This is a genomic window from Sulfitobacter sp. 1A13679 (assembly GCF_043557115.1).
Taxonomy (GTDB): domain Bacteria; phylum Pseudomonadota; class Alphaproteobacteria; order Rhodobacterales; family Rhodobacteraceae; genus Sulfitobacter; species Sulfitobacter faviae.
In genome coordinates this window covers 84,695-109,387 of sequence record NZ_JBIFFO010000003.1, presented here as the reverse complement: position 1 = coordinate 109,387, position 24,693 = coordinate 84,695, and the positions used below count along the sequence as shown (strand labels likewise).

The window sequence follows — 24,693 nt, the reverse complement described above, 5'->3', positions numbered from 1 at the left end:
CAGGGGGTAAGGCGGGGGCGCAGACAGCGCGCCCCCGGTTGTCGGTTCAGCCGTTGGTGTAGGGCGGACCGGCTTTGTTGATGACTTCGTTATAGTCGCGGAAGATCTGCACGATCTTGGCGTGCACTTCGCCTTCCTCGGCGATCTCTGTCCAGAAGTCCTTGGCCGCGTTTTCAACCTCGGCCCATTCGTCGGCAGGCACGGTGCTGAGCTTAAGCTTGTCGCCCTGCGCCCGCAGACGCGCCTCGCCGCCCCAGTACCACTGGTTACGGTAGGTGTGGCCCGCTTCGATCCCCGCCATGACCAGCTGCTTGAGGTGATCCGGCAAATCGGCCCACTGCTGCTGGTTGACGAAGAACGACCCGATCCAAGCACCCGAGATGTTGTTGGTCAGGAAGTAGTCGGTCACATCGGCCCAGCCGACGGTGTAGTCTTCGGTGATGCCGGACCACGCCATGCCGTCGAGCTCGCCGGTCTGCACGGCGACTTCTGCGTCCTCGTAAGGAATGTTCACCGGCACCACACCGAACTTCGACAGGAAGCGGCCCGCGGTGGGGAAGGTGTAGAGCTTCAGACCGTCCAGATCGGCGACCGATTTGATCTCTTTGGTGGTGTTGAAGTTACAGGGGTCTTGGCCCGCAGCCGACAGCCATTCAACACCGACCTTGGCATATTCCTCTTTCCAGATTTCGGCCAAACCGTACTGGTTGAACAGCACCGGCACGTCGAGAATGTGCTTGGTGGCGAAGGGGAAGTAGCCGCCGAATTGTTGCAGCGGCGTGGGCGAGGCCATGGAATCGTCATCCGAATGCACCATGTCGATGGTGCCGCGCTGCATGGCTTGGAACAGCTCACCGGTGGGGACGATCTGGTCGGCGTAGAACAGTTCGATCTCCATCTCGCCATTGGCGGCGGCGTTGATGTAATCGACCGCCGGTTTGGTCACCTGCTCACCCAGAGCGGCGCCGGCATAGGTCTGCATGCGCCATTTGATCGGCGCTTGGGCATGCACGATGGAGGGCGCGGCGAGGGCCGCAGGGGCGGCGACGGCGGCCCCGGATAGAAACTTTCTGCGAGTGGTCATACGTCTCTCCTTTGTTGAAATGTCAGGCCGTCTTTGCGCGGCTCTCATTGTTATTTGTCGTAGATGTAATCGGGCAGCCATGTCGCGATCTCCGGGAAGACCATGACGAGTATCAGCGCCAAGACCATCACCAGCACAAAGGGCGTGATCGACGCATAGATGTCGCGCAGCGTGATCTCTGGCGGGGCCATGGCGCGCATCAGGAACAGGTTATAGCCAAAGGGCGGCGTCATATAGGCGATCTGCGTGGTGATCGTATAAAGGATACCATACCAGATCAGATCAAAGCCCAGCGCACCAACCAAGGGCACATAGAGCGGCGCCACGATGACCAGCATCGCCGTATCATCAAGGAAGGTGCCCATGATGATGAAGCTAAGCTGCATCATGATCAGGATCATCCAGGGGCTGAGGTTCATCTTCTCGGTAAACAGGCTCTCAATCGCCTTTACCGCGCCCAGCCCGTCAAAGACCGCGCCAAAGGCGAGGGCGGCGAGGATGATCCACATGAACATGCAGGTGATGCCCAAGGTGTTGCGGACGGAGTTCTCGAAAACCTCGCGGGTCATGCGGCCCTTGAGCACCGCTGCAAAAAATGCCGCCGCAGCCCCGATGGCCGAGCTTTCGACCAAGCTGGTCCAACCGTTGACGAAAGGCACCATCATCACCGCAAAGATCACCAGCGGCAGGATGCCCGCCCGCAGAAGGCGCAGTTTCTCGGCACGGGGAATGTCGCGATCCTCGGCTGAGAGGATGGGACCAAGTTCGGGATTCATCCGGCAGCGGATGACGATATAGGCGATGAACATCGCTGCCATCATCAACCCCGGGATAACCCCGGCCAGCCACAACTGCCCCACCGGCTGCCGCGCGATCATCGCGTAAAGCACCAGCACCACCGAAGGCGGCACGAGGATGCCAAGGCTGGACCCTGCTTGGATCACCCCCGTGACCATCCTTTTGTCATAGCCACGTTTCAGCAGTTCCGGGAGCGCAATGGTCGAGCCAATCGCCATACCCGCCACGCTGAGCCCATTCATCGCCGAGATCAGCACCATCAGGCCAATCGTGCCAATCGCCAGCCCGCCGCGCACCCCGCCCATCCAGACGTGGAACATGCGGTAAAGGTCATCGGCAATGCGGCTCTCGCTGAGGACATAGCCCATGAAGATGAACATCGGCAGCGTCAGCAGCGGATACCATTTCATCAGCTTCATCGCGGCGGCGAAACCGATGTCATAGCCGCCTTTGTCACCCCAGAGCAGCAGCGCCGAAACCACGGCGATAAAGCCGATGGCGCCAAACACCCGCTGGCCGGTCAGTAGCATCAGCATCATTGACGAGAACATCAATGTCGCAATCATTTCATAGGACATCAGATGGCCTCACCCTTGAGCCGCAGCACGTCTTTCGCGAGCTCGGACAGACATTGCAGCAGCATCAGAAAGATGCCGACGATCATCACGACCTTGATCGGCCAGAGATAGGGACGCCATGCGGAACTGGATTGCTCCATATGGCCAACCTCTTCACTACCGGTGATCAGGCCACCGAAAAAGCTGAACGGCTCGGTCCCCCAGTAGCCCAGCGAATAGGCGGTAGAGCTTACTGCGCCATAGAGCAGCACGCAGAGATAGAAGATCAGGAAGAAGACGGTGAAGAGGTCAAACCACGCTTTGCGGCGCAGCGACCAATCGCCATAGAGCAGGTCCATCCGCACGTTCGACCCCAGTTGGATCGAATAGGGACCGCCCAGAATGTAATAGCCCACCATGACGAACTGCGCGATTTCCAGCGTCCAAAGCGAGGGGACGAAGAAGGCTTTGCTGACGGTGGACCACAACAGCACCCCCATCAGGACAAAGATGCCATACATCATGATCCGCCCGATCCGCCGGTTCATCGCGTCGATGCCTCGGATATAGCCCCGGATGAACCTCATGGTTTGACCTCCTCCATCTCGGGCCGAGCCATGGCGGCACGGAGCCAATTGCTGATCATCTCGGCCATCTGCCGCTGTTCGGCTTCGGTCGTGATGAGGTCATTACGGATCTCTAGCATGACATGCGGATGACCATGGGCGAGCCCATGTTCTTTCAGCGTATGGGTCACCCCGTCCTGCGGGCCGTAGGGTTCGTTACGCTCAACCTTCAGATCTGTGAACTCCGCCGCCACGGCCAGCATCGCATCGGCAAGGCGCGTATCGCTGTCGTGTAGGATCCCGATCTCTACGCTGCGCGGTTTGCCGTGGTAGATGGGCGTGAAACTATGCACCGTGACGATCGCAGGCGCCTCGACCCGCTTGATCGTCGCGGCCAAAGTCTTGCGGAAAGGCTCGTAATAGCGCGTCACCCGCTCGGCCCGGCCTGCGTCATCAAGCGTGGCATTGCCGGGGATCGCGAAAATCTCGCTCTGCGCTGGCATCGCGCCCGGGGCTTCGGGCGGGCGGTTGCAATCGTAGACCAGACGCGAGACGCGCCCCGCCACCAGCACCGCATCCAGATCCTGCGCCATGGCCCGGGCCACGCCCAAGGCACCGGGATCCCAAGCCACATGGCTTTCGCGGGCCGCGGCATCCAGCCCCAGACCGTCGTAGCAGGCCGGTATCTCACGCGCCGCATGTTCGCAGACCAACACCAGCGGGGCCTTGGCCCCGGCATTGATCACCTCGACGGCTTCATTCGAAAGATCTGACTGTTCTGACACCCTGTCCCCCTCAGTTAGTTCAAACCTCATTCGGGCGGGGGGCTTCTGTCAACAGAATAATGTCAAATTTATTACAACGCGGTTCAGTTTGTGTTATTACTCGTCAAAAGAGGGGCATCCATGGCTGAACCGACACTGACCATTTCCGACCGTATCCAGCAGGAGCTGGACCGGCTGACCCGTGCGGAACGGCAACTCGCCCATTCGATTCTGGAAAACTACCCCGCCTCTGGCCTCGGCCCGCTGACGGCGCTGGCGAAGGATGCCAATGTCTCGACCCCCACCGTGGCGCGGATGGTGCAAAAGCTGGGGTTCAAGGGCTATCCCGAGTTTCAGAACGAGCTGCGCGAAGAGCTTAAAGCCAAGGCCAAGAACCCCATCGCCAAACATGACACATGGGCTGAAGGCGCACCCTCGGGCCATGTGCTGAACCGGTTCACCGACGCGGTGATAGACAACATCCGCCACACCCTCGGCCAGATCGAACCGGCCACCTTTGACCGTGCCTGCGCGATGATCGCCGACACCGCGCACCCGCTCTATATCGTGGGCGGGCGCATTACCCATGTGATGGCCGAGTATCTGTTCCTCCACGCCCAGATCATCCGCCCACGAGTGACACATATTCAATCCACATCAAACGCTTGGCCGCATTACCTGCTGGACGTGGGCGAAGGCGATGTCTTCGTCATTTTCGACGTGCGGCGCTATGAGAACAACACGCTGAAACTGGCGGAAATGGCCCATGCGCGGGGGGCCAAGATCATCCTCTTCACCGACCAATGGCGCTCTCCTGTGCATAGCCTTGCCGATATCTGTTTCTCCAGCCGGATCGTCGCGCCCTCAGCTTGGGACAGCGCGGCGGCCACGCTGCTGCTGGTAGAAAGCGTGATCTCGGCCATGCAAGACATCAACTGGGCCGATACAAAGGACCGCGCCGAACGGCTGGAAGACATGTTCGACCAGACCCGTTTGTTCCGCAAATTCACCTAACGCCCTCAGCAAGCAACGCCTTGTCATAAAGGGTATTGGCTTGCCCAAACCCCGCCAGTCGTCTATGGCCAGCACGCCGGGTGTGGTGTCCAGCGCGGTGCCGTGACACGCGCCAAGGCCGGAGGGGGACCGACCATGCGTGATGAAATCTTTTCGCCCAGCGAGCTTGAGCGCCATTATGACCTCGCGCCATCGCCAGCGCTGGCGGCTGAAATGGCCGATATCTACGCCAAGATGGATCGTGTCGTCTCGCCCCCCGATTGGGCCATTCATGCGCCCTATGTCGCCGCGATCAACAAGCTCAAGAAAGAGCGCAACGCGGTCATCCTTGCGCATAATTACATGACGCCCGACATCTACCATGGCATCGCGGATTTCGTCGGCGACAGCCTGCAACTCGCCATTAAGGCGACCGAGGTTGAGGCCGATGTCATCGTGCAATGCGGCGTGCATTTCATGGCCGAGACTTCGAAAATCCTGAACCCCGCAAAAACCGTGCTGATCCCCGACATGGAAGCGGGTTGCTCGCTGGCCGAAAGCATCACCGCCGAGGGCGTGGCACAGATGCGCGCGCAATATCCCGGCGCGCCGGTTGTCACTTACGTCAACACCACGGCCGAGGTGAAGGCGGCGTCGGACATCTGCTGCACCTCGTCGAACGCGGCGCAGATCGTGGCTGCGCTTGAGGCAGAGACGATCATCATGACGCCGGACAAATACCTCGCCCAGAACATCGCCAAACAGGTGCCGCAAAAGCGCATCGTCTGGTGGGACGGCGCCTGCATCGTGCACGAACGCTACACCGCCAAGGACATCGCCGACTACCGCGAGTGGAACCCCGACACCCGCATCATCGCGCATCCGGAATGCCCGCCCGACGTGGTGGCGGAGGCGGATTTTTCCGGCTCGACTAGCGGCATCCTTGACTATGTGCACCGCGAAAAACCGGCCAAAGCGATGCTGGTCACCGAATGTTCCATGGCGTCGAACATCGCCGATGAATTGCCCGAGGTCGATTTCGTCGGCCCTTGCAACATGTGCCCCTACATGAAGAAGATCACGATGGAAAAGGTGCTCTGGTCGCTGCACACGATGTCCGGCGCCGTCGAAGTGGAGACCGAGGTTGCCAGCAAGGCGCGGGTGGCCGTGCAACGGATGATCGACCTCTCCCGCGAACTCGGCCTCTGAAGGGCGCGCGCGTGGAGCAGATCACAACCGGCAGGATCATCATCGTTGGGGCCGGTCTGGGCGCGCTCTATGCCGCTCTTTGTCTTTCGCCGCGCCCGGTTTTGCTGATCTCGCCCGATCCTTTGGGGTCTGGGGCCAGTTCCGCTTGGGCGCAGGGCGGCGTGGCCGCCGCGATGGCGCAGGCCGACAGCCCCGAGGCCCATGCGCTCGACACCATCAAAGCCGGGGCGGGCACGGTCGAGCCGCGCGTCGCCGCCACCGTAACGGATGAGGCCCGCGCCCATATCCTCGCCCTGACCGATTTCGGCACTGCCTTCGACCGCAGCGCCGATGGTGGCTACGTCATGTCGCGCGAGGCGGCGCATAGCTTTGCCCGCGTCGTGCGCGTGCAAGGCGATCAAGCGGGGGCCGAGATCATGCGCGCGCTGATCGAAAAGGTGCGCGAAACACCCTCGATCCAAGTGCTCGAAGGGGTGCTGGCCCGCGGTTTGGAAAGTGACGGCACCAAGGTCACCGGGGTCGAGGTCGAACTGGCCCGGCCCGAAGGCTCCGCCCCCGTAATGCTGCGCGGCGCGGGGGTCTTGCTGGCGGGCGGCGGGTCTGGCGGGCTTTATGCGCTGACCACCAACCCGGCCCGCATTCGCGGGCAGGTGATCGGCATGGCCGCCCGGGCGGGCGCGCTCATTGCCGATGCGGAATTCGTGCAATTTCACCCCACCGCCATCGATTGCGGCGAAGACCCCGCGCCCTTGGCGACCGAAGCACTGCGCGGGGCCGGGGCGCATCTGATCAACCGCGAAGGCGCGCGCTTTATGGAGGCGGTTCACCCCCTTGCCGAGCTTGCCCCGCGCGATGTCGTGGCCCGCGCCATCTTTGCCCAGACCCAGACGGGGCTGCGCCCCATGCTGGACACCCGCGCGGCCTTGGGCGCGGCGGTGCTGACCGACTACCCCGCCGTCGCAGCCGCCTGCGCGCGCAATGGCATCGACCCGGTGACCCAGCCCATCCCCGTCGCCGCCGCGGCGCATTACCATATGGGCGGTGTCGCGACGGATGCGCATGGCCGCTCAAGCCTCGCCGGGCTCTGGGTCTGCGGAGAGGCGTCTTCGACTGGGCTGCACGGCGCGAACCGTCTGGCGTCAAACGGGCTGCTTGAAGCGCTGGTCTTTGCCCGCCGCGCAGCGCAGGACATGCTTGAGGAATGCGAAGCGGGCGACGATGACGCCGTACAGCTGCCGGAGTTGTCTGCTGGCGAGGCACCGAACGAGACCCTCGTCACCCGCCTGCGCCAAACCATGACCGCAGAGGTCGGCGTGCTGCGGGATGCGGCGGGCTTGCACCGCGCCTTAACGGCCATCGCCGAGATCGAAGCGGCGCAGCCCGATTGCGCCCAGTTGCAAAACATGACCGCCACCGCGACGCTCATCGCCGCCGCGGCCCTCGCCCGCCGCGAAAGCCGGGGCGCGCATTGCCGCACGGACTATCCCGAAACACTCCCCGAAGCCGCCCGCAGCTTCATGACATTGGCCGAGGCCACCGCCCGCCGCTCCAACCCCGAGGACGCCTGAAGATGACCACCGCCCTGCCCGACCTGATCCTTGAGCCGCTGGTCCGCGCCGCCTTGATGGAAGACCTCGGCACCTATGGTGACGTCACGACCCGCAGCGTAATTCCCGAGGGCACGACCTATACCGCCCGGCTGCGCGCCCGCGCCGAGGGGGTCGTCTCTGGCATGCAGATCGCGCGGCTGGCCTTCCACCTTGTCGACCCTACGCTTGAGGTGCGCACGCTAAAAGAAGACGGCAGCGAAATCGCCAAAGGCGACACGCTGATGGAGATCGAAGGCTCCGCCGCCGCGATCCTCTCGGCGGAACGTGTGGCGCTGAATTTCGCCGGGCGGCTCTCGGGCATTGCCACCCTCACCGCGGCCTGTGTGGCCGAGACGAAGGGGACCGAGACCCGGATCACCTGCACCCGCAAAACCACGCCGGGGCTGCGCATGGTCGAGAAGCAAGCGGTGCTGCATGGCGGCGGGTTCAACCACCGCTTCTCCCTCTCTGACGCGATCCTGATCAAGGACAACCACATCGCCGCCGCCGGGGGCATCCGGCCTGTGTTGCAGGCGGTCAAGGCCAATGCCTCGCATATGATCCGGGTCGAGATCGAGGTCGACACGCTGGCGCAGCTTCAAGAGGTCTTGGACGAAGGCGGCGCGGATGTGGTGCTGTTGGATAATATGGACACGCCAACGCTCTCGCAAGCGGTCGAAATGGCGCAAGGGCGCATCGTGCTGGAGGCTTCGGGCAACATGACCCTGCCGCGCTTGGCCGAGGTCGCGGCGACGGGGGTGCACTATATCTCTATGGGCGCGCTGACACATTCTGCGACAACGCTGGACCTTGGGCTGGATTTCTGAACCAACTGGGGCAAAGATCGCGCAGCCAGCGAAGGGAGCCCGCCATGTCCGACCTTACCATCCGAACCGTGAGAGACCATGACCGCGCCGATTGGGAGCGGCTTTATCAAGGCTATGCCGAATTCTATAAAGTCGAGCAGACGCCGGAGATGCGCGCGCGGGTCTGGTCTTGGCTGCATGATCCGCTGACCGAGGTCGAAGGGCTGGTCTGCGAAGATGCCGAAGGACGGGTGATCGGACTCACCCATTTTCGGCATTTCGCCCGCCCGCTCGCTGCGGCGACGGGCTGTTTCCTCGACGATCTTTTCGTGGCCCCCGAAGCCCGCGGCAGCGGGGCTGCCGATGCGCTGATCGGAGAGGTGAAAAAGATCGCCGAGAAACGCGGTTGGAGCCTCGTCCGCTGGATCACGGCCGAGGATAACTACCGCGGCCGTGGTGTTTATGACAGGCTGGCCACCCGGACCAACTGGGTCACCTACGACATCAAGCTGTAGGGTCCGGCGCTTTCTTGGGCGCCTCAGGATCGGTCGGCTTTTCCGGTTCGGTCACCAGTTCCGCATCTTCGATATCCTCCGTCCGCTTGGTCAACGCCCCCTCTGTCGGGGTCGTTTCCGGCGCGCCGACGATCAGGGGCAGCATCTGAACTCCGCTCGGCATGGCCACCTCCGACAGCGGCGGCGTCTTCCATTCCAGTGTGTCAAAGCTCTTGCAGTTTTCGCAGATCGGCACCCATTCGGCATGGATGTGGTGGCAGTTCTCGCAAATCCACTGCGGCCCGCGTGAGACGTTCAGCGCGCGTGTCAGCCAGCCTTTGACCACGGTGTCCGGCGCGCCCTCGCCCCGCTCGATCGCCGCCATCAGGGTGACGGACCGGGCCGAGGGATCGGTCTCAACCAGATTGCCAAGCGCCCGGCGCGCTTCGGGGAAGTCTTCGTTGGCGATGTGCAGTTCGGCCAGCAGCATCTTGGTCTCGGGATGGTCGGGCTGAGATTTGGTCAGCGCGCGGAACCGTTTGATCCGCTGGGGCGGTGTCTCATCCGGCTGAATCTCGGCAAAGGCGGCGGCAAGATCGGGGTGCGGTTGCACGCTCCACGCTTTTTGCAGCACTTTGGAAGCATTGCGGGGCTTGTCCTGCGCGATATAGCTGCGCGCGGCCATCACGGCGGCGGGCACCAGATCGGGCGACAGGCGGTTGGCTTCGATCGCGGCCTCGCGGGCCTCGACACTGTTGCCCTCGTCGATAACCTCGCGCGCCTCGGAGAGTGCCAGAACCGCGTCGCGGCGCTTGTGCACATCGCGCGGCAGATGGCCGTTTTTATACTTGGCCTGCAGAGTGCCACGCGCACCGGTCCAATCATGTTTCTCGGCCTGCAACTTCAGGAGCGTGTCGCCGGTTTCCTCATGTTTGGGCTTCAGCGCGAAGGCTTTCTCGGCCAGTTTCAGCGCCGTTTCGGTATCTCCGTCGGCCAGCTTCTGCTTCATGATACCGCGCACGCCGACGAAACGGGTCTTTTCGTCTTCGACCAGCTTGCGATAGGTCCGTTCGGCCTTGCGACGGTCCCCCGCCAGCTCCGCCGCCTGCGCGGTCAGCAGATTGGTCAGTGCCGGGCGTTTGAGATAGCGGTCAGCCTTGGCGGCCTTGGCCATCGCGACCTGACCCTCGCCGCTGGCCAGCGCCATCAACCCGTCCGACAGCGCCTCATAGCCCTTACGCTCGCGGTTGCGGTCAAAGTAGCGCGACAGCGCCGTCTCATCGCCATTCAGGAAATGCCAGACTGCCGAGAGCAGCGACACGATCTTGAGCAACACCCAAACCGCAAGCATCAGCAGCAAAACGGCGATCACCGATTGCAGCGGCCCAAGGGTATATTCCGTGCCCGCCACGGTCAGCTGAATGCCACCTTCGCTTTCCAACAGGAAGCCTGCACCCCAAGCCAGAGCGGCGACCAACACGACAAAAAGAACGATTTTAATAAGAGACCAGAGCATTTTTCGTTCCTCAGTTGGCCGTCAGGCGTTGGGAGAGTTCATTGGCGGCGGTTTCAGCCGCCTGACGCCCGCGGGCATCGGCGAGCCATTCCGCCATCGCATCCTGCGCGGGGGCTGGCAGCGTGTCGATCTCAGCCAGCGCATCGGTCAAACGGCCATCGCGCACCGCCGCTTCGGCGCGAGACAGGACTGCATCGGCATCCGTCCCTTCGCGCGGCGCAACCGAGCGGGCACCCAGTTGACGTTTCAGGAAGTTGCTAAATCCACCTTCGCCCTCTTCCGGCACGGCGGCACGGGCGGTGGCCAGCGCCTGCCGCGCGGCATCGGGATAGCGCGCTTGGAGATTGGCGAGGGTGACGACACCGCCCGCGGCGCTTTCACGCAGGGTTTCGGGTATGTCCTCGACCCCGGCCTGCTGCAACTCGGCCAACGGCGCTTCGAAGGGGCGCCCGGCGCCGATTGCAGCGTTCATCTGGGTCATCGCGGTCTGGGCACGGGCCGCTTCCGCCGCGGCGGCTGTTGCCTCTTCGGCGGTCTGGGCGTTTTCCAGCAGGCTCTCGATCTCGCTGCGCTGTTCGGCGACGGAGGCGCGCAGGGCTTCCATCTCACGCTCAAAAGCCGCGACCGCGACTTGGTTGTCACCGCCGGTTGCGGGTTGCTTTTCAACCGTGGTGAGGCGGCTGTCGATCTCGCCCAATTGGCTTTGCAGCGCCGAGAGGGCCTCGCGGCTGGCGGTCAGTTCTTCGCGCAGCGCGTCGACCTGCGGCAGGCTTTCCGGCAGGGTGGCAGGCTCTTCGATGCGGGCTTCCAGTTCCGCGATGCGGGCCTGCTGCGCTTCCATCGCGCTCTTCAATTCTGCCGCGCTTTGTGCCCGGGTGCCCAAGACGTCATATTCCGATGCGGCAAAGCCGAGGCCCGCAGCGATGGCACCGCCGAGCAGCATGGGGAAGAACACGCCACGCTTGCGCTCTTTCGAGGCGGGCTCAGGCGCCGGGGTCGAGGCGGGTGGGGACATCGGTTTGGACGTGGCAACGCTCGGCTTTTCAGCCTTTTCCGGCGCGGGTTTGGCTGAGCTACCGCTCGGCTTAGACGCAGCCGCCGAGGCGCGCGAGGGCGCGGGATCAGCGGCCGGTTTGTCTTTGGGCACTGGTTTGTCCTTGGGTGCAGCGCTGGTGGCGCTTGTCTTGGTATCGTCCTTGGGCGAAGCCGTCTGGGGCTTCGTCTCTTTCGCCGGCGTTGCGCTTTCGGACTTGGCCGGGGCTTTGTCGTCCGGCTTGGCTGCAGTGGCGGGCTTCGCCGTTGCTTTATCCGTTGTGGGCGTGGTGCTGGATGTCTTCAACGAGTCGGCCTTGCCCGTTTCGGTTTTCGGCGCGTCGGGCAGGGCATCCTCGTTTTTTGGCGTGTCGGGTTTTGCCGTCTCCGCCCCCTTACCATCGGTCTGGCTGGGTTTCGCGGCCTCGGCCTTCTCTGCCGTGGTCGCCTTATCCGCCGCGGGAGGCGTCTGATCGGCTGTGGTCTTGTCCGCTTCGTTTTTGCTGACCGTCTTTTTGGGTTTTGCCACGCCTCACGCCTTTCGATTCTGAACCTGTCATTCACTCGCAATGGCGAGCTTACCCGGCATACCTATGCCCCTCAAGGCAAGGTGGTGCAGCGGAATAGTTTTTCAACGGCCTCTGCCATGGCCTCGCCGGTGGGTTCTGTGGCGACATCATGCGCATAGAGCGGCAGAGCTTCAAGCGCCTGAGCGGCGGCGCGGCTGATCGACAGGGCGATGACCCGTTCCGTCGAGCTTGCTTCGCGGGCGAAATGCTGTGCGCTGCGCGGGGAAAACAGCGGCACGATGACAGGGTTAGGGCCCTTTAGAAGGGTCTGCGCGGCGGTGGAGAGCGGCAGAAGGGTCTGGTCATAGACCGTGGCGGTTTCCACTTTTAGACCTGCGGCGCTTAAAATTCCGGCAATATCTGCCCGCCGGTGCCGCCCGGCAAGGTGCAAGAGCGGGCCGATCCGAGGGCGTTCCGACAGGGTCGCAATCAGCGCCTCGGCATCCAGCCCGATCATTTGCGCCTGCCAGCCCGCTTTGCCCGCCGCCGCCGTGGTCTGCGGGCCGACGCAATAGGCAGGCCGCCCCTCCCCCGGCGGCGCATGGGCCACGGCATTCGCCGAGGTAAAGATCACCCCGGCATAGGGCGAAAGATCGACAGGCTCACCCGTCGCGGTAATCTCGATCAGCGGAGAGATCACGGCCCCGTCGCGCAGCGCAGGCGAAAGCCGATCCAGAAACTGCGCGGCACCGGGCTGGGGACGTGTCAGAAGCAATCTTGGCTGCGGCATCGCAAGGCTCCGGCATTGTTTGCGCGTGAGAGCGGTGTTACCTGCGGTACAGGTGCCTTGCAACGGAAAGCCCCCATGCCCTCTACCCAGTCTCAGACCCGCTTGATCCTTGGTTTGGAAAGCAGTTGCGACGATACCGCCGCCGCCGTGGTGCGCATGGAGGAGGACGGGCGCGGCAAGGTGCTGGCCTCGGTCGTGGCGGGCCAGACCGAGCTGCACGCCGACTTTGGCGGCGTTGTTCCTGAAATCGCCGCCCGCGCCCATGCCGAGAAATTGGACCACTGTGTCGAGGATGCCTTGGCCGAAGCTGGTATCGGCCTGCCGCAGATCGACGCCATCGCAGTGACCGCCGGGCCGGGGCTGATCGGCGGCGTGGTGTCGGGCGTGATGTGCGCCAAGGGGCTCTCGGCGGCGACGGGCAAACCGCTTTACGGGGTGAACCACCTCGCAGGTCACGCGCTGACCCCGCGGCTGACCGATGATGTGCCCTATCCCTATCTGATGCTTCTGGTCTCGGGCGGACATTGTCAGTTTCTACTGGTGCGCGGGCCGGAAAGTTTCGACCGTCTCGGCGGTACCATCGACGATGCCCCGGGTGAGGCCTTTGACAAGGTCGCGCGGCTGTTGGGCCTGCCCCAGCCGGGCGGACCGTCGATTGAAAAATGCGCCCAAGAGGGCGATGTGAAACGCTTTGCCCTGCCGCGCCCTCTGCTGGATCGCGAGGGCTGCGACATGTCCTTCTCGGGTTTGAAAACCGCCGTGCTGCGCGCCCGCGACAAATGCGTGGCAGAGCGTGGCGGGCTGACGCGACAGGATCAAGCGGACCTCGCCGCGGGGTTCCAAGCTGCCGTGGTCGATGTGCTGGCCCATAAAACGCGCCGCGCCTTTGCAGAGTACCCGGCAGAGGATGCGCGGAGCCTTTGCGTGGCGGGGGGCGTGGCGGCAAACAAGTCCATCCGCGCTGCGTTAGAGACTGTTGCGGCAGCGCAAGAGGCCACCTTTGTGGCGCCGCCCCTGGCGCTTTGCACTGACAACGCCGCGATGATCGCCTTCGCGGCGGGAGAGCAGGCCGCCCTGCGGGACGCCGATGACCTGACCCTCGCCGCAAGGCCCCGCTGGCCGCTGGATACCGCGCGCCCGTCGATGCTGGGCAGCGGCAAGAAGGGGGCCAAGGCATGAGCGTTTCCGTCCTCGGCGCAGGGGCATTCGGCACGGCACTGGCCATTTCGCTTGCGGGCAAAGGGCCGGTAACACTCTGGGCGCGTGACGCGGGGGACATGGCCGCGCGGCGCGAGAACGCCAAACGCCTCCCCGGCTGCCCTTTCCCCGAGACGCTCAGCGTGACCGAAAGCCTCGCCCAAGCGGCTGAAGCCGAGACCCTTTTGCTTGCCGTGCCGATGCAAAAGCTGCGCAGCGTGTTAAAGGAACATCGCGCGGCGCTTCACGGGAAACATTTGGTCGCCTGCTGCAAAGGCATCGAACTCAGCAGCGGCGTGGGGCCGGTCAGCGTGATCGAAGAGACCATTCCCCAAGCAACCGCCGCGATCCTGACAGGGCCGAGCTTTGCCGCCGATATCGCGCGGGGCCTGCCCACCGCGCTCACCTTGGCCTGTGCAGACCCTGCGGCGGGCGAACAGCTGCAAGCGGAACTCACCACGGCGAACCTGCGGCTTTACCGCACCACGGATACCACCGGCGCGGAATTGGGCGGGGCGCTGAAAAATGTCGTCGCCATCGCTAGCGGGGCCGCGATAGGGGCCGGATTGGGCGAAAGCGCCCGCGCCGCGCTGATGACCCGCGGCTATGCCGAAATGCAGCGCCTCGCCGCCCATCTGAAGGCTGAGCCGACAACGCTGGCCGGGCTTTCGGGCTTTGGTGATCTCACGCTGACCTGCACCTCCGAGCAATCGCGCAACTACCGTTTGGGACAATCGCTGGGCCAAGGCACCCCCTTTGACCCATCGACCACGGTCGAAGGGGCCGCGACCGCCCGCGCCGTCGATGCGCTGGCGCGCGAAGCGGCGCTTGATATGCCGATCACCCGCGCGGTTGCCGGATTGCTCGACAACCAGTTAGATGTGGCTGGTGCCATGAAATCTTTGCTGACCCGCCCCCTAAAGGAAGAATGATATGTTTGTTGCCCTGATCGCCCATGACAAAGCCGATGGCCTGCCGATCCGTCAGGAAAACCGGCCCGACCATTTGGCCTATCTAAAGTCCAGTGATGCCGTGGCACAGGCTGGGCCGCTTTTGGATGCCGAAGGCGGCATGATCGGTTCGCTCATCATTCTGGAGGTGCCCGATATGGCCGCGGCCGAGGATTGGGCCGCGAATGACCCCTATGCCAAGGCCGGCTTGTTCCAAAGCGTGACCCTGACCCATTGGAACCGGGTGATCGGCTGATGGCCTATTGGTTGTTCAAATCCGAACCCGCAACTTGGAGCTGGGCCGACCAAAAGGGCAAGGGCGACGCGGGCGAGGAATGGGACGGCGTGCGCAACTATCAGGCCCGCAATTTCATGCGTGAGATGAAGGTTGGCGACCTCGGGTTCTTTTACCACTCGCAGAAAGATCGTGAGATCGTCGGCATCGTCGAAGTCTGCGCCGAGGCTCATCCCGACAACAGCACCGATGACCCGCGTTGGGAATGTGTGGATATCAAAGCGGTGCGGTCGTTCAACCAGCCGGTCAGTTTGGATACGATCAAAGCGGACCCAAGGCTGGAGGACATGGTTCTGGTGAAGAATTCGCGCCTATCGGTGCAGCCCGTGACCGAAGCGGAATGGCAGCTTATCTGCGCCCTGGGCAAGACCGCGCCCTAATTCCGGCGCGGCCATCGGAAAAACGAAAAAGGGTTCCGGCACCCCGCCAGAACCCTTCTCACCCCATGTGCTCCCATAACCACCACACATGTTCGTAACTCTTACCAGCCGATCTGGCCGATATAAGAGAGATAGCAGAAACCGGTGATTTACTCAACTTTCGACTGTGTCAAAGCCCGCGCAAAAACGAAACGCGCGCTTAACCAAGCGCGCGTCTCAGGTAAGGTTTTGGTAGGGTTTCCCACCGCCCTTCAGGCGTAGACGGACTCTTTGCCGAAGTGTTTGACCAGCATGTAATAGACCACCGCGCGGTACTTGTTCCGCTCGGACCGGCCATAGGTCTCGACCACTTTTTGAATGCCGCCCATAAGATGCTCATCATCCGGCAGGCCGAGTTTCTTGATCAGGAAGTTGTCCTTTACGGTGTTCAACTCAGCCGTATCGCTGGAAGATACCGTCTGCGCGTCGGCGTTATAGATCGACGGACCGCAGCCGATGGTCACCTTGGTCAAAAGGTCCATATCCGGCTCCATGCCGCATTTGTTCTTCAGGTCTTCGGCGTATTTGGCGATCCATTCGTCACGCTTGCCCATAAAATCTCTCCCAATAGTGTCTTCGGCCCGTCAGGGGTTCCTGAGACCGGAGCCTAAGGCCATATCCCTGTATTGCAAAAGATTTATTTCGGGGGCGGTGGGCTGACCCCGGAGCCGCCAGAAAAAGAGGCGCCCGAATTGGGCGCCTCTCAGTCAGGATATCGGCTGTCGCTTAGGAGGCGTCGTCAAGGCGGACGTCGTCTTCCAGACCTTCGATGTTGTCTTCATCGACTTCCGGCTGGGCTTCCAGCTCGGCTTTGGTCCAGGAGCTCAGCTTCAGGTCGTTCTCGGCTGCCATGGAGATTTCCTCAAGCGGTACGGCGACGGTGTGCTCGCCAAGGCCAAGGAAGCCGCCCACGCCAACAACAGCGGCATAGCCATCGTCGGTCTTGATGACATAGTCGACATCACCAATGCTGTCGCCATCGGCTTCGACCACGGTCAGGCCGACCAGATCACCCACGACCATGCCGGAAAATGCGTTGCTCATGCCGGTGTCGGTGCGTGTCACATCTGTTTCCATGTCCGCTTCGGTGTTGGAAGCGACATTCTCATCCAGATCGGTTTCGGCTTCGCCTTCGATCTCGGCTGTGGTTTCATTGTCGAAATCGGCATCTTCGTCGGCGGCCAGATCGGTGTCAGTCTCGGTGGTGACGGTGCCGCTGGTGTCGGTGCTCAGGGTCGAATTCGACTCTGAATCGGCGTTTCCGGCCAGATCCGCTTCGGCATCGGTTGTCGGCGTCACGCCATCGGTCTCGGCGGTCAGTTCCGCTTCGTTGTCGACTTCGGTATCACCTTCGAACTCTGCGCCCTGTGTCGGAGCGGTCAGGATTTCATCGGTGGTGTTGGGGTCGTTGGTCCCCTCGTAGTCGTCGGAATTTTCGCGCGACATCTCAGCGGTTCGCTCGGCCTGCTGCTCAACAGTGGCGGTCAGATCGTTGGCCGTGTTGGTGACGTTCTCGCCCGAGATGGTGGCCTCGGCTTCCGCGGCGGCACCCGCATCGGTGTCGGCGGTCTGAGCGAATGCGGTGCCCGCGGTCAGAGCGAGGGCGGCGACGGTGGACTTCAGGAATGTACGTTTCATCTTCGATACTCCTTTTGAATGGTCTGGGGATGAAACACCGCCCGATTGACTATGTTCCGCCCGTCCTCCGCCCCTGGCAGATATGTGCTTGAATCCGCCGATTGATCTGATTTTAATATTTATTTCAGTCACTTAACACAAAAACGCCGCCCCGGTGATCTCCGGGACGGCGCTGAAAATTGCTGAAAGAGGGAACTCTTCGCGGCTTAGTAGCGGTAATGCTCGGGCTTGAACGGCCCCTCGGGCGTCACGCCGATATAGGCAGCCTGCTCCGGGTTCAGCTTCGACAGTTTTACGCCGATCCGGTCGAGGTGCAGGCGGGCGACTTTTTCATCCAGATGCTTGGGCAGGATGTAGACGTCATTCTCGTATTTGTCGGTGTTTTCCCACAGTTCGATCTGCGCCAGCACTTGGTTGGTAAAGGATGCAGACATCACGAAAGACGGGTGCCCAGTGGCGTTACCAAGGTTCAGCAGGCGACCCTCAGAGAGCAGGATCAGACGATTGCCATTCGGCATCTCGATCATGTCCACCTGCTCTTTGATGTTGGTCCACTTGTGGTTCTTCAGCGCGGCGACTTGGATTTCATTGTCGAAGTGGCCGATGTTGCCGACGATCGCCATGTCCTTCATCTCGCGCATGTGCTCGATGCGGATCACGTCCTTGTTGCCGGTGGTGGTGATAAAGATATCGGCGGTCGCGACCACGTCTTCCAGCAGCACGACCTCAAAGCCGTCCATCGCGGCCTGCAGCGCGCAGATCGGGTCGACTTCGGTGACCTTCACGCGGGCACCCGCACCGCGCAGAGACGCGGCGGAGCCTTTGCCCACGTCACCATAGCCCATGACAACGGCGACCTTGCCCGCCATCATCGTATCGGTGGCTCGGCGGATACCGTCGACGAGGCTCTCTTTACAGCCGTATTTGTTGTCGAACTTCGACTTTGTGACAGAGTCGTTCACATTGATCGCGGGGAAGGGCAGCTGCCCCTGTTTCACGAGGTCATAAAGACGATGCACGCCCGTCGTGGTCTCTTCGGAGACACCCTTGATCTGGTCGCGCATCTTGGTGAACCAGCCGGGGCTTTCGGCCATACGCTTCTTGATCTGGGCAAAGATCGCCTCTTCCTCTTCGGACTTCGGCACGGCGATCAGCTCGTCTTCGCCATTTTCCACGCGCGCGCCGAGAAGGATGTAGAGCGTCGCATCGCCGCCATCGTCGAGGATCAGGTTCGGCCCTTCGGGGAACATGAAGGATTTGTCGAGGTAATCCCAATGCTCAACCAATGACTGGCCTTTGATGGCGAAAACCGGCACGCCCGCTTCGGCGATGGCCGCGGCCGCGTGGTCTTGGGTCGAGAAGATGTTGCAAGATGCCCAACGCACATCGGCGCCAAGGGCGACCAGTGTTTCGATCAGAACGGCGGTCTGGATGGTCATATGCAAAGAGCCGACGATCCGCGCGCCTTTCAGCGGCTTGCTGTCACCGTATTCATCGCGCAGCGCCATCAGGCCCGGCATTTCGGTCTCGGCGATGTCCAGCTCTTTACGCCCGTAGGCCGCCAGATTGATATCCTTAACAATATAGTCGTGGGCCATGCGGCGCTCCTGTTTGAAGTGTTGCAGGGCGGTTAGCACCTTCGCCGCGAATTCTCAACGTGAATGGGGGAAAGCCGCGCCGGATCACTCCTGAAGAGCGGCCAGTTGCTTATCACCCGACAGGCCCGCCATCCAATCATCGCCTTGAGCCAGCACGCAGGCATTGCCATCGGCCAAAGTCTTGACCAAGGTCCATGTCCCCGACTGATCCGATGCCCAAAGCTGGTTGTTGTCCTCACGCTGACCCGGCACCGGCTCTTCGCCGTACCAATCAATCAAGGCAGACTTCATTTCCTTGGCGGGCATGCAGACTTCTTCTGCCTGTGCAGCACCGGCGAGGGTGGCCAAGGTAACTGCAACTATCGTACCGGAAAAAACGGGTTTCATGATCATCTCCTTCGTGGGATGAACAGGTTTGACAGGGATTTGTTCCCAAGGCTCACGAGGTAAGGACCCCCGCGAATGGCGCAGAAACCACGCGCATGGCAAAGGATGCTGTCAGGTCGGCGGCTTGACCTGCTCGACCCCACGCCGGTCGATGTCGAGATCGAAGACATCGCCCATGGTCTGGCCTTTGTCGCGCGCTGGAACGGGCAGACACGGGGCGACTATGCCTATTCGGTGGCCGAACATTCGCTGCTGGTGGAAACGATTTTCGCCCGCATCGCCCCCCGCGCGCCTGCGAAATGGCGTCTGGCCGCGTTGCTGCATGATGCGCCGGAATATGTGATCGGCGACATGATCTCACCCGTAAAGGCCGCCGTCGGGCCGGATTATCGCGCTTTGGATGAGCGCTTGACCACTGCCGTGCATGTCCGCTTCGGCCTCCCCGCCAGCTTGCCCGCGCGGGTCAAGCAGCAGATCAAGAAAGCCGACCGCGTCAGCGCTTGGATGGAGGCCAGCCAGATCGCAGGCTTTTCCGAGGCCGAGGCGACCCGTTTCTTTGGCCGCCCCGATGCGGCGCTGATGGAAGGGCTGAGCATCCTGCTGCGCCCGCCGGTTGAGGTACGGGCCGAGTTCACCGAACGCCACACGGCGCTGCTGCGCGAAATGGCGTGATCCACATCCGCCGCGCCGGAGCGCTCGATACCCGCGCCTTGGCCGAATTGCTGAACGCGATCATCGCCAAGGGCGGGACCACCGCCATGGTCAGCCCCGTCACCCCGCGCGAGTTGCAAGGTTGGATGGCCGCGCCCGACAGCGCGTGGCATCTGGCGGAAGATGTGCGCGGTGAGATCAAAGGCTTTCAGTACATCGAACCCCACCCTGACCTGCCCGAAGGCGGTGTGGATGTCGCAACTTTCGTACGGTTGGGAGAGACGGGGTTTGGCATCGGCTCGGCCCTGTTCGAACAGACCAAACAGGCCGCGCGTGATCTAGGCTATGCCCATATCCACGCCATCATCCGCGCCGACAATCAGGGCGGGCTGGCCTATTACCAAAGCCGCGGCTTCGAGGATTTCAAACGGCTGCCAAACTGCACATTGGCCGATGGCACCCGCGTTGATAAAATCTGGAAACGGTTCGAGCTTTAGCGCGGCGAGCGTTTTGCCAAGATGCGCTGCAAGGTCCGCCGGTGCATGTTCAGCCGCCGCGCGGTTTCCGAGACGTTTCGGTCACAGAGTTCATAGACCCGCTGGATATGCTCCCACCGCACGCGATCCGCACTCATCGGGTTTTCCGGCGGTTCGGGCAGGTCTCCTCCGGTGGCCAAAAGCGCATTCACGATGTCATTGGCGTCGGCGGGTTTCGACAGGTAATCCGTAGCCCCGGATTTCACCGCTGCCACTGCCGTGGCAATCGCACCATAGCCCGTCAGCACGACGACCCGCGCATCGGCGCGTTTGTCGCGCAGCACTTCGACCACGTCGAGCCCATTGCCATCCTGAAGCCGAAGATCGACCACGGCGAAGGCCGGGGGGCGCGCCGTGGCGATGGCTTTGCCCGCCGCGACGGACCCTGCGGTTTCCACCTCAAAGCCGCGTTTCTCCATCGCCTTGGCCAAACGGCGCAGAAACGGCTCATCGTCATCGACCAAAAGCAAGCTGCGGTCCGCGCCTAAGTCACAAATATCCTGCATCAACATCCCCTCTCAAAGGCTAATATGGGGCGGCCAAGGCGGCGGGTCAATTTCAGCGTTGATCCAGAAAACAACCGATGCTGTCGGCCATCTCTTCGGGGCGCACTTCGCGGCGGAAAAAGTCGACAACGCCTTCTTCGGGCATGACCAGATAGCTGAAGGTCGAGTGATCGACGAGGTATTCGCCATTCTCGTCTTCGGGGTGCACTTTGTAATAGGTGCGGTAGGCTTGGCTGGCGGCTTTGATTTGCTCGGGCGAGCCGGTCAGCCCGACCATACGCGGGTGCATCACCTCGGCAAAATCACCGACCACTTCTGGCGTGTCGCGCGCAGGGTCAACGGTGATGAAGACCGGCGTGATGCTCTGGCCGCGCTCATCCAGAATTTCGGTCGCTGCCGCGTTGCGGTCCACGTCCAGCGGGCAGACATCGGGGCAGGAAGTATAGCCGAAATAAAGCAAGGCTGGCTCTTTGATGACATCGGCATCGGTCACGGTTTCGCCCGCGCTGTTGACCAGCTCGAACGGCCCGCCGATATCACCGCCCGCCACTTGGCTCGACCGGCAGGTGGCATAGGGATCGTCCTCGCCCCGCAGCACCATGAAAGCCGTCCCGGCCAGAAATACCGCCGCAACCCCAGCTGCGCCAAATGCAATCATTCGTTTCATGTCAGTCCTCCGCCGTGCTGGCCGGTCTTGATCGTGTTTCGCCGCAGACCTACGCTAGATGGCAGGTGATGCAAGACGCAATAAAGTGATGGGGCTAAGATGACGCAGGCAAATATCCGGCCCCTCGATGGGCGCACCCGCGCCAGTTGGATCCGCCTGCGCACGATGATCCTGCTGCGCTGGTTCGCCATCGCCGGACAGTTGACCGCCGTCACCGTGGCGCAATGGGCGCTTGGGCTGCAACTGGCTTTTGGCCTTTGTTATCTGACGATCGGGGCCTCGGTGGTGGGCAACCTCGTCGCGGCCTTCGTCTTTCCGCAGAACAAACGCCTGTCCGAGCGCGAGAACCTCGCCATGGTGCTCTTCGACCTGCTGCAACTTACCGCGCTTTTGGCGCTGACCGGCGGGCTACACAATCCCTTTGCACTTCTGCTGCTGGCACCGGTGACGATCTCGGCCACCGCGCTCAGCCTGCGCTCGACACTGGTTCTGGGCGGCACCGCGATTATCGCGGCCTCGGTGCTGGCGCTGTGGCATCTGCCGTTGGTGACGCAATCAGGCGATGTGCTGCGACAGCCCGGCATCTTCGTCTTTGGCCATTGGGCGGCGCTGCTGATCGCCATCGTCTTTACCAGTGCCTATTCCCGGCGCGTTACGACCGAGGTCCACTCCATGGCCGACGCACTATCGGCCACGCAGATGGTGCTGGCACGGGAGCAGAAGCTCTCGGACCTCAGCGGCGTCGTTGCCGCCGCCGCCCATGAATTGGGAACGCCGCTTGCCACGATCAAATTGGCCAGCACCGAGCTGCTGGGCGATCTGGAAGACCGTCCCGATCTGGCAGAAGACGCAGCGCTGATCCGCGATCAGGCCGACCGCTGCCGGGATATCCTGCGCGACATGGGCCGCATCGGGAAAGACGATCTGCACATGCAGCGCGCGCAGCTGACCGCCGTGGTGAAAGAGGCCGCCGAGCCGCATCTGGAGCGCGGCAAGACGGTGATTTTTTCCGACAATCCGATGGCCCGAGACCCGGCCCGCGCCCCGACGATCCCGCGCAAGCCCGAGATCATCCACGGGCTGCGCAATCTGGTGCAGAACGCCGTGGATTTTGCCGAAACCACGGTTTGGATCGAAACCGAATGGTCCGCCGAGGATATCTCGGTGCGGATCATCGACAACGGGCCGGGCTTCCCGCCGCAGCATCTGGGCCGCATCGGCGACCCGTTTTTGCGCCGCCGAGGAGGTGCATCGAACGAGACGGCGCGGCCTGAATATGAGGGCATGGGGCTGGGGCTGTTCATCGCCAAGACCTTCCTCGAACGCTCCGGCGCGCGGTTGCGCTTTGCCAATGGATCGGACAGCGGTTGGCTGCGCGGGCTGCCCCCCGCTGGCAGCGGTGCTGTGGTCGAAGTCGTCTGGCCACGCCGCCTGCTGGACCTTGGCCCCGATGACAGCGTGATGGGCGAGAACCAGCGTCTGACGGCTTGAGGGCGGGATTGGCGCGTTTGTTAACCCACCGTTAACCATTGGGGCTCAAAATAGGGCGTCGCATTTGCCGAAAGGGGTCTCCGTCGTGGCATTGCCGGATGTCATCATCGTGCTTGCCGCCGCCTCCGTCACCGCGCTGGCCGCTCTTTGGTGGCTCGGCGCGGCTGCGGGGCGACCGGCGGCGGCACCCCCCGGCATCGATGATATGAGCCTGCTGTTCGAAGAGGGCCAGTTGGTTCATGGCTCCAACGACGCGCTGACCCGCTTTGCCCTCGCACCCGGCTATCACCAGTGGGAAGATATTCGCGATGCGCTGCTGTCGCGGTTTCCCGAATTTCCCCGCACGCCCCGGCATGGGGCCACCGGCAAGTTGACCCTTAGGGCAGAGGATGGCGACAGCCCGTCAGAGCTGCGCATCACATGGCGCGACGCGCTCTGCTGGCTGCACCTGCCCCAGACCCGCGCGACCGAAGAGATCACGGAAGGGACGTTTCAGAAACTCGCCGCACTGCGCCGGGCCAGCGAAACCAGCCCGAACCCCGCGTGGCAGACCGACGCGAGCGGCCGTATCATCTGGCACAACCGGGCCTACGGGGCCTTGAAACGCAAAGTCCAACCCGACCCGGACTGCGGCGGCGCCGCCTTGTTCAGCACCCCCTCGCCCGACCATCCCAACCGCGTCTGCTTGCGGCGTAGCGATGGGGAAAAGCCCGATTGGTACGCGCTCACCACCACGACCGAGGATAATGTGCAGGTCTACCACGCCACCTGCATCAATGCCGTGGTCGCCGCCGAAGAGGCGCAGCGCAACTTTGTCCAAACCCTCGCCAAAACCTTTGCGCATCTGTCCATCGGGCTCGCGATTTTTGACCGCAACGGGCAATTGGCCCTGTTTAACCCCGCGCTGGTCGACCTGACCGATCTGCCTGCCCCATTTCTCAGCGCCCGGCCTACGATTGTCTCTTTCTTCGACCAATTGCGCGAAAGCCGCCGCATGCCGGAGCCGAAGAATTACAAGAATTGGCGTCACGAAATCGCCGAAGTTATCGCCGCCGCAACCGATGGCCGCTATCAAGAGACTTGGTCGCTGGAGAACGGCCAGACCTACAGCATCCGGGGCCGGCCCCACCCCGATGGCGCCACCGCTTTCCTGATCGAAGACATCACCGCCGAGGTGACCCTGACCCGCAATTTTCGGGCCGAACTTGAACAGAGCCAAAGCCTGCTCGACACGCTCGAAGATGGTTTCGCCGTCTTCTCCGCCTCCGGCGTGCTGACCTTTTGCAACGCCGCCTATCGCGCCCGGTGGAAACAGGACCCGGACAAAAGCTTTGCCGAGATCACCATCAACGATGCGATCCGGGTCTGGCAGGAAATGTCGGCGGCCAATCCACTCTGGCCCGATGTTGTGGAATTCGTCATGGGCAGGGGCGACCGCGCGGGCTGGAACATGCCCATCTACCCGCATCAGGGCGCGCCGCTTTCTTGCGAGGTCTCGGCCATCGCATCGGGTGCCACGCTCATACGCTTTTGTCCGATCCCCGTCGGCGCGGACCGGTCGGAGCCTACTAACGCTCCTTCGGCGGCCGACCGGCGGCAACCCTCCAACTAGGTCACTCCCAGCCGCTTTAATCTTGCGGCTGCGCGTCGG

General features: G+C 62.6%; 26 protein-coding genes. 13 read left to right on the top strand and 13 right to left on the bottom strand.

Features of this window, described 5'->3' with window-relative positions:
* Positions 1-46 precede the first annotated feature (46 nt).
* Genes ACGYLA_RS03700 through ACGYLA_RS03685 form a run of 4 tightly spaced genes read right to left on the bottom strand, consistent with a single transcriptional unit; the run spans position 47 to position 3,790 of the window.
* Positions 47-1,084, bottom strand: a complete 1,038-nt coding sequence (locus ACGYLA_RS03700; protein ID WP_136720278.1) for a TRAP transporter substrate-binding protein — start codon at positions 1,082-1,084, stop codon at positions 47-49.
* A gap of 50 nt (positions 1,085-1,134) precedes the next feature.
* Positions 1,135-2,460: a TRAP transporter large permease subunit gene (locus tag ACGYLA_RS03695; RefSeq protein WP_067268276.1), complete on the bottom strand. Its 1,326-nt coding sequence runs from the start codon at positions 2,458-2,460 to the stop codon at positions 1,135-1,137.
* Positions 2,460-3,026: a TRAP transporter small permease subunit gene (locus ACGYLA_RS03690; RefSeq protein WP_394430416.1), complete on the bottom strand. Its 567-nt coding sequence runs from the start codon at positions 3,024-3,026 to the stop codon at positions 2,460-2,462. The genes ACGYLA_RS03695 and ACGYLA_RS03690 overlap by 1 nt, the downstream gene beginning before the upstream one ends.
* The gene (locus ACGYLA_RS03685) at positions 3,023-3,790 is read right to left on the bottom strand and encodes an N-formylglutamate amidohydrolase (RefSeq protein WP_394430414.1); all 768 of its coding nucleotides are present in this window, start codon (positions 3,788-3,790) and stop codon (positions 3,023-3,025) included. The genes ACGYLA_RS03690 and ACGYLA_RS03685 overlap by 4 nt, the downstream gene beginning before the upstream one ends.
* A 120-nt stretch (positions 3,791-3,910) precedes the next feature.
* On the opposite strand from ACGYLA_RS03685, the gene ACGYLA_RS03680 reads away from it, so the two are divergent.
* From ACGYLA_RS03680 to ACGYLA_RS03660, 5 genes are all read left to right on the top strand, one after another.
* On the top strand, positions 3,911-4,783 hold the full coding sequence (locus ACGYLA_RS03680; RefSeq protein ID WP_394430412.1) for a MurR/RpiR family transcriptional regulator: 873 nt from the start codon (positions 3,911-3,913) through the stop codon (positions 4,781-4,783).
* Positions 4,784-4,918: 135 nt separating this feature from the next.
* Positions 4,919-5,971, top strand: coding sequence for a quinolinate synthase NadA (gene nadA, locus ACGYLA_RS03675; RefSeq protein ID WP_394430410.1), 1,053 nt, complete (start codon positions 4,919-4,921; stop codon positions 5,969-5,971).
* An 11-nt stretch (positions 5,972-5,982) separates the two neighbouring features.
* The gene (locus tag ACGYLA_RS03670) at positions 5,983-7,539 is read left to right on the top strand and encodes an L-aspartate oxidase (RefSeq protein WP_394430408.1); all 1,557 of its coding nucleotides are present in this window, start codon (positions 5,983-5,985) and stop codon (positions 7,537-7,539) included.
* Between the two features lie 2 nt (positions 7,540-7,541).
* Positions 7,542-8,387, top strand: a complete 846-nt coding sequence (gene nadC, locus ACGYLA_RS03665) for a carboxylating nicotinate-nucleotide diphosphorylase (RefSeq protein ID WP_394430406.1) — start codon at positions 7,542-7,544, stop codon at positions 8,385-8,387.
* Positions 8,388-8,431: 44 nt separating this feature from the next.
* Positions 8,432-8,881 (top strand): GNAT family N-acetyltransferase, encoded by a 450-nt coding sequence (locus ACGYLA_RS03660; RefSeq protein ID WP_394430404.1) that lies wholly within the window; start codon positions 8,432-8,434, stop codon positions 8,879-8,881.
* On the opposite strand, the gene ACGYLA_RS03655 is transcribed toward ACGYLA_RS03660, so the two are convergent.
* The 3 genes from ACGYLA_RS03655 to ACGYLA_RS03645 form a co-directional block, all read right to left on the bottom strand.
* Positions 8,871-10,376 carry a heme biosynthesis protein HemY gene (locus ACGYLA_RS03655; protein ID WP_394430402.1) on the bottom strand — a complete coding sequence of 502 codons (1,506 nt, stop codon included), beginning with the start codon at positions 10,374-10,376 and terminating at the stop codon, positions 8,871-8,873. The two genes, ACGYLA_RS03660 and ACGYLA_RS03655, sit on opposite strands and share 11 nt — an antisense overlap.
* 10 nt (positions 10,377-10,386) lie before the next feature.
* Positions 10,387-11,937 (bottom strand): hypothetical protein, encoded by a 1,551-nt coding sequence (locus tag ACGYLA_RS03650; RefSeq protein ID WP_394430401.1) that lies wholly within the window; start codon positions 11,935-11,937, stop codon positions 10,387-10,389.
* A 71-nt stretch (positions 11,938-12,008) separates the two neighbouring features.
* Entirely contained in the window at positions 12,009-12,707 is a 699-nt protein-coding gene (locus tag ACGYLA_RS03645; RefSeq protein ID WP_394430399.1) for a uroporphyrinogen-III synthase, read from the bottom strand.
* Positions 12,708-12,782: 75 nt separating this feature from the next.
* On the opposite strand from ACGYLA_RS03645, the gene tsaD reads away from it, so the two are divergent.
* The 4 genes from tsaD to ACGYLA_RS03625 are packed head-to-tail and all read left to right on the top strand — an operon-like array spanning position 12,783 to position 15,529.
* Positions 12,783-13,886 (top strand): tRNA (adenosine(37)-N6)-threonylcarbamoyltransferase complex transferase subunit TsaD, encoded by a 1,104-nt coding sequence (gene tsaD / locus ACGYLA_RS03640; RefSeq protein ID WP_394430397.1) that lies wholly within the window; start codon positions 12,783-12,785, stop codon positions 13,884-13,886.
* Positions 13,883-14,836 (top strand): NAD(P)H-dependent glycerol-3-phosphate dehydrogenase, encoded by a 954-nt coding sequence (locus ACGYLA_RS03635; protein ID WP_394430395.1) that lies wholly within the window; start codon positions 13,883-13,885, stop codon positions 14,834-14,836. The genes tsaD and ACGYLA_RS03635 overlap by 4 nt, the downstream gene beginning before the upstream one ends.
* Position 14,837: 1 nt before the next feature.
* Positions 14,838-15,110, top strand: coding sequence for a YciI family protein (locus ACGYLA_RS03630; protein ID WP_394430393.1), 273 nt, complete (start codon positions 14,838-14,840; stop codon positions 15,108-15,110).
* Entirely contained in the window at positions 15,110-15,529 is a 420-nt protein-coding gene (locus ACGYLA_RS03625) for an EVE domain-containing protein (protein ID WP_394430391.1), read from the top strand. Before ACGYLA_RS03630 ends, ACGYLA_RS03625 begins: the two co-directional genes overlap by 1 nt.
* 251 nt (positions 15,530-15,780) lie before the next feature.
* Here ACGYLA_RS03625 and ACGYLA_RS03620 read toward each other — a convergent pair whose 3' ends face one another.
* The 4 genes from ACGYLA_RS03620 to ACGYLA_RS03605 all read right to left on the bottom strand — a co-directional run bounded on the left by ACGYLA_RS03620 (position 15,781) and on the right by ACGYLA_RS03605 (position 19,191).
* Positions 15,781-16,122, bottom strand: a complete 342-nt coding sequence (locus ACGYLA_RS03620; RefSeq protein WP_271692695.1) for a DUF2853 family protein — start codon at positions 16,120-16,122, stop codon at positions 15,781-15,783.
* 172 nt (positions 16,123-16,294) lie between these two features.
* The gene (locus ACGYLA_RS03615; RefSeq protein WP_394430389.1) at positions 16,295-17,206 is read right to left on the bottom strand and encodes a PRC-barrel domain-containing protein; all 912 of its coding nucleotides are present in this window, start codon (positions 17,204-17,206) and stop codon (positions 16,295-16,297) included.
* Positions 17,207-17,412: 206 nt separating this feature from the next.
* Positions 17,413-18,804, bottom strand: coding sequence for an adenosylhomocysteinase (gene ahcY, locus ACGYLA_RS03610; protein ID WP_394430387.1), 1,392 nt, complete (start codon positions 18,802-18,804; stop codon positions 17,413-17,415).
* A gap of 84 nt (positions 18,805-18,888) precedes the next feature.
* Positions 18,889-19,191 carry an S-adenosyl-L-homocysteine hydrolase gene (locus ACGYLA_RS03605; protein WP_394398284.1) on the bottom strand — a complete coding sequence of 101 codons (303 nt, stop codon included), beginning with the start codon at positions 19,189-19,191 and terminating at the stop codon, positions 18,889-18,891.
* 75 nt (positions 19,192-19,266) lie between these two features.
* Between ACGYLA_RS03605 and ACGYLA_RS03600 the strand changes: the two genes are divergently transcribed.
* Positions 19,267-19,863: an HD domain-containing protein gene (locus tag ACGYLA_RS03600; RefSeq protein ID WP_394430385.1), complete on the top strand. Its 597-nt coding sequence runs from the start codon at positions 19,267-19,269 to the stop codon at positions 19,861-19,863.
* Complete coding sequence (locus ACGYLA_RS03595) at positions 19,860-20,339, top strand: GNAT family N-acetyltransferase (RefSeq protein WP_394430383.1); 480 nt, start codon at positions 19,860-19,862, stop codon at positions 20,337-20,339. The genes ACGYLA_RS03600 and ACGYLA_RS03595 overlap by 4 nt, the downstream gene beginning before the upstream one ends.
* Here the strand turns inward: ACGYLA_RS03595 and ACGYLA_RS03590 are convergent.
* Together ACGYLA_RS03590 and ACGYLA_RS03585 are read right to left on the bottom strand one after the other, a co-directional pair.
* Positions 20,336-20,890 carry an ActR/PrrA/RegA family redox response regulator transcription factor gene (locus ACGYLA_RS03590; protein WP_394430381.1) on the bottom strand — a complete coding sequence of 185 codons (555 nt, stop codon included), beginning with the start codon at positions 20,888-20,890 and terminating at the stop codon, positions 20,336-20,338. The two genes, ACGYLA_RS03595 and ACGYLA_RS03590, sit on opposite strands and share 4 nt — an antisense overlap.
* A gap of 46 nt (positions 20,891-20,936) precedes the next feature.
* Positions 20,937-21,551: an SCO family protein gene (locus ACGYLA_RS03585; RefSeq protein WP_394408053.1), complete on the bottom strand. Its 615-nt coding sequence runs from the start codon at positions 21,549-21,551 to the stop codon at positions 20,937-20,939.
* A 99-nt stretch (positions 21,552-21,650) separates the two neighbouring features.
* Between ACGYLA_RS03585 and regB the strand changes: the two genes are divergently transcribed.
* Both regB and ACGYLA_RS03575 read left to right on the top strand, forming a co-directional pair.
* Complete coding sequence (gene regB, locus ACGYLA_RS03580; protein ID WP_394430378.1) at positions 21,651-23,042, top strand: sensor histidine kinase RegB; 1,392 nt, start codon at positions 21,651-21,653, stop codon at positions 23,040-23,042.
* An 85-nt stretch (positions 23,043-23,127) separates the two neighbouring features.
* A complete protein-coding gene (locus ACGYLA_RS03575) occupies positions 23,128-24,654 on the top strand; it encodes a PAS-domain containing protein (protein WP_394430376.1) in 1,527 nt (508 codons plus the stop codon).
* Positions 24,655-24,693: the final 39 nt, after the last annotated feature.

What these genes read in the sequence shown, in the direction of transcription:
- ACGYLA_RS03690 (WP_394430416.1), bottom strand. Translation starts at nt 3,026, where the DNA reads ATGAGGTTCATCCGGGGCTATATCCGAGGCATCGACGCGATGAACCGG.
- ACGYLA_RS03630 (WP_394430393.1), top strand. Translation starts at nt 14,838, where the DNA reads ATGTTTGTTGCCCTGATCGCCCATGACAAAGCCGATGGCCTGCCGATC.
- ACGYLA_RS03645 (WP_394430399.1), bottom strand. Translation starts at nt 12,707, where the DNA reads ATGCCGCAGCCAAGATTGCTTCTGACACGTCCCCAGCCCGGTGCCGCG.
- tsaD (WP_394430397.1), top strand. Translation starts at nt 12,783, where the DNA reads ATGCCCTCTACCCAGTCTCAGACCCGCTTGATCCTTGGTTTGGAAAGC.
- ACGYLA_RS03655 (WP_394430402.1), bottom strand. Translation starts at nt 10,376, where the DNA reads ATGCTCTGGTCTCTTATTAAAATCGTTCTTTTTGTCGTGTTGGTCGCC.
- ACGYLA_RS03590 (WP_394430381.1), bottom strand. Translation starts at nt 20,890, where the DNA reads ATGTTGATGCAGGATATTTGTGACTTAGGCGCGGACCGCAGCTTGCTT.
- nadA (WP_394430410.1), top strand. Translation starts at nt 4,919, where the DNA reads ATGCGTGATGAAATCTTTTCGCCCAGCGAGCTTGAGCGCCATTATGAC.
- ACGYLA_RS03700 (WP_136720278.1), bottom strand. Translation starts at nt 1,084, where the DNA reads ATGACCACTCGCAGAAAGTTTCTATCCGGGGCCGCCGTCGCCGCCCCT.
- ACGYLA_RS03635 (WP_394430395.1), top strand. Translation starts at nt 13,883, where the DNA reads ATGAGCGTTTCCGTCCTCGGCGCAGGGGCATTCGGCACGGCACTGGCC.
- ACGYLA_RS03620 (WP_271692695.1), bottom strand. Translation starts at nt 16,122, where the DNA reads ATGGGCAAGCGTGACGAATGGATCGCCAAATACGCCGAAGACCTGAAG.
- ACGYLA_RS03605 (WP_394398284.1), bottom strand. Translation starts at nt 19,191, where the DNA reads ATGAAACCCGTTTTTTCCGGTACGATAGTTGCAGTTACCTTGGCCACC.
- regB (WP_394430378.1), top strand. Translation starts at nt 21,651, where the DNA reads ATGACGCAGGCAAATATCCGGCCCCTCGATGGGCGCACCCGCGCCAGT.
- ACGYLA_RS03600 (WP_394430385.1), top strand. Translation starts at nt 19,267, where the DNA reads ATGGCGCAGAAACCACGCGCATGGCAAAGGATGCTGTCAGGTCGGCGG.
- ACGYLA_RS03615 (WP_394430389.1), bottom strand. Translation starts at nt 17,206, where the DNA reads ATGAAACGTACATTCCTGAAGTCCACCGTCGCCGCCCTCGCTCTGACC.
- ACGYLA_RS03660 (WP_394430404.1), top strand. Translation starts at nt 8,432, where the DNA reads ATGTCCGACCTTACCATCCGAACCGTGAGAGACCATGACCGCGCCGAT.
- ACGYLA_RS03585 (WP_394408053.1), bottom strand. Translation starts at nt 21,551, where the DNA reads ATGAAACGAATGATTGCATTTGGCGCAGCTGGGGTTGCGGCGGTATTT.
- ACGYLA_RS03680 (WP_394430412.1), top strand. Translation starts at nt 3,911, where the DNA reads ATGGCTGAACCGACACTGACCATTTCCGACCGTATCCAGCAGGAGCTG.
- ACGYLA_RS03695 (WP_067268276.1), bottom strand. Translation starts at nt 2,460, where the DNA reads ATGTCCTATGAAATGATTGCGACATTGATGTTCTCGTCAATGATGCTG.
- nadC (WP_394430406.1), top strand. Translation starts at nt 7,542, where the DNA reads ATGACCACCGCCCTGCCCGACCTGATCCTTGAGCCGCTGGTCCGCGCC.
- ACGYLA_RS03625 (WP_394430391.1), top strand. Translation starts at nt 15,110, where the DNA reads ATGGCCTATTGGTTGTTCAAATCCGAACCCGCAACTTGGAGCTGGGCC.
- ahcY (WP_394430387.1), bottom strand. Translation starts at nt 18,804, where the DNA reads ATGGCCCACGACTATATTGTTAAGGATATCAATCTGGCGGCCTACGGG.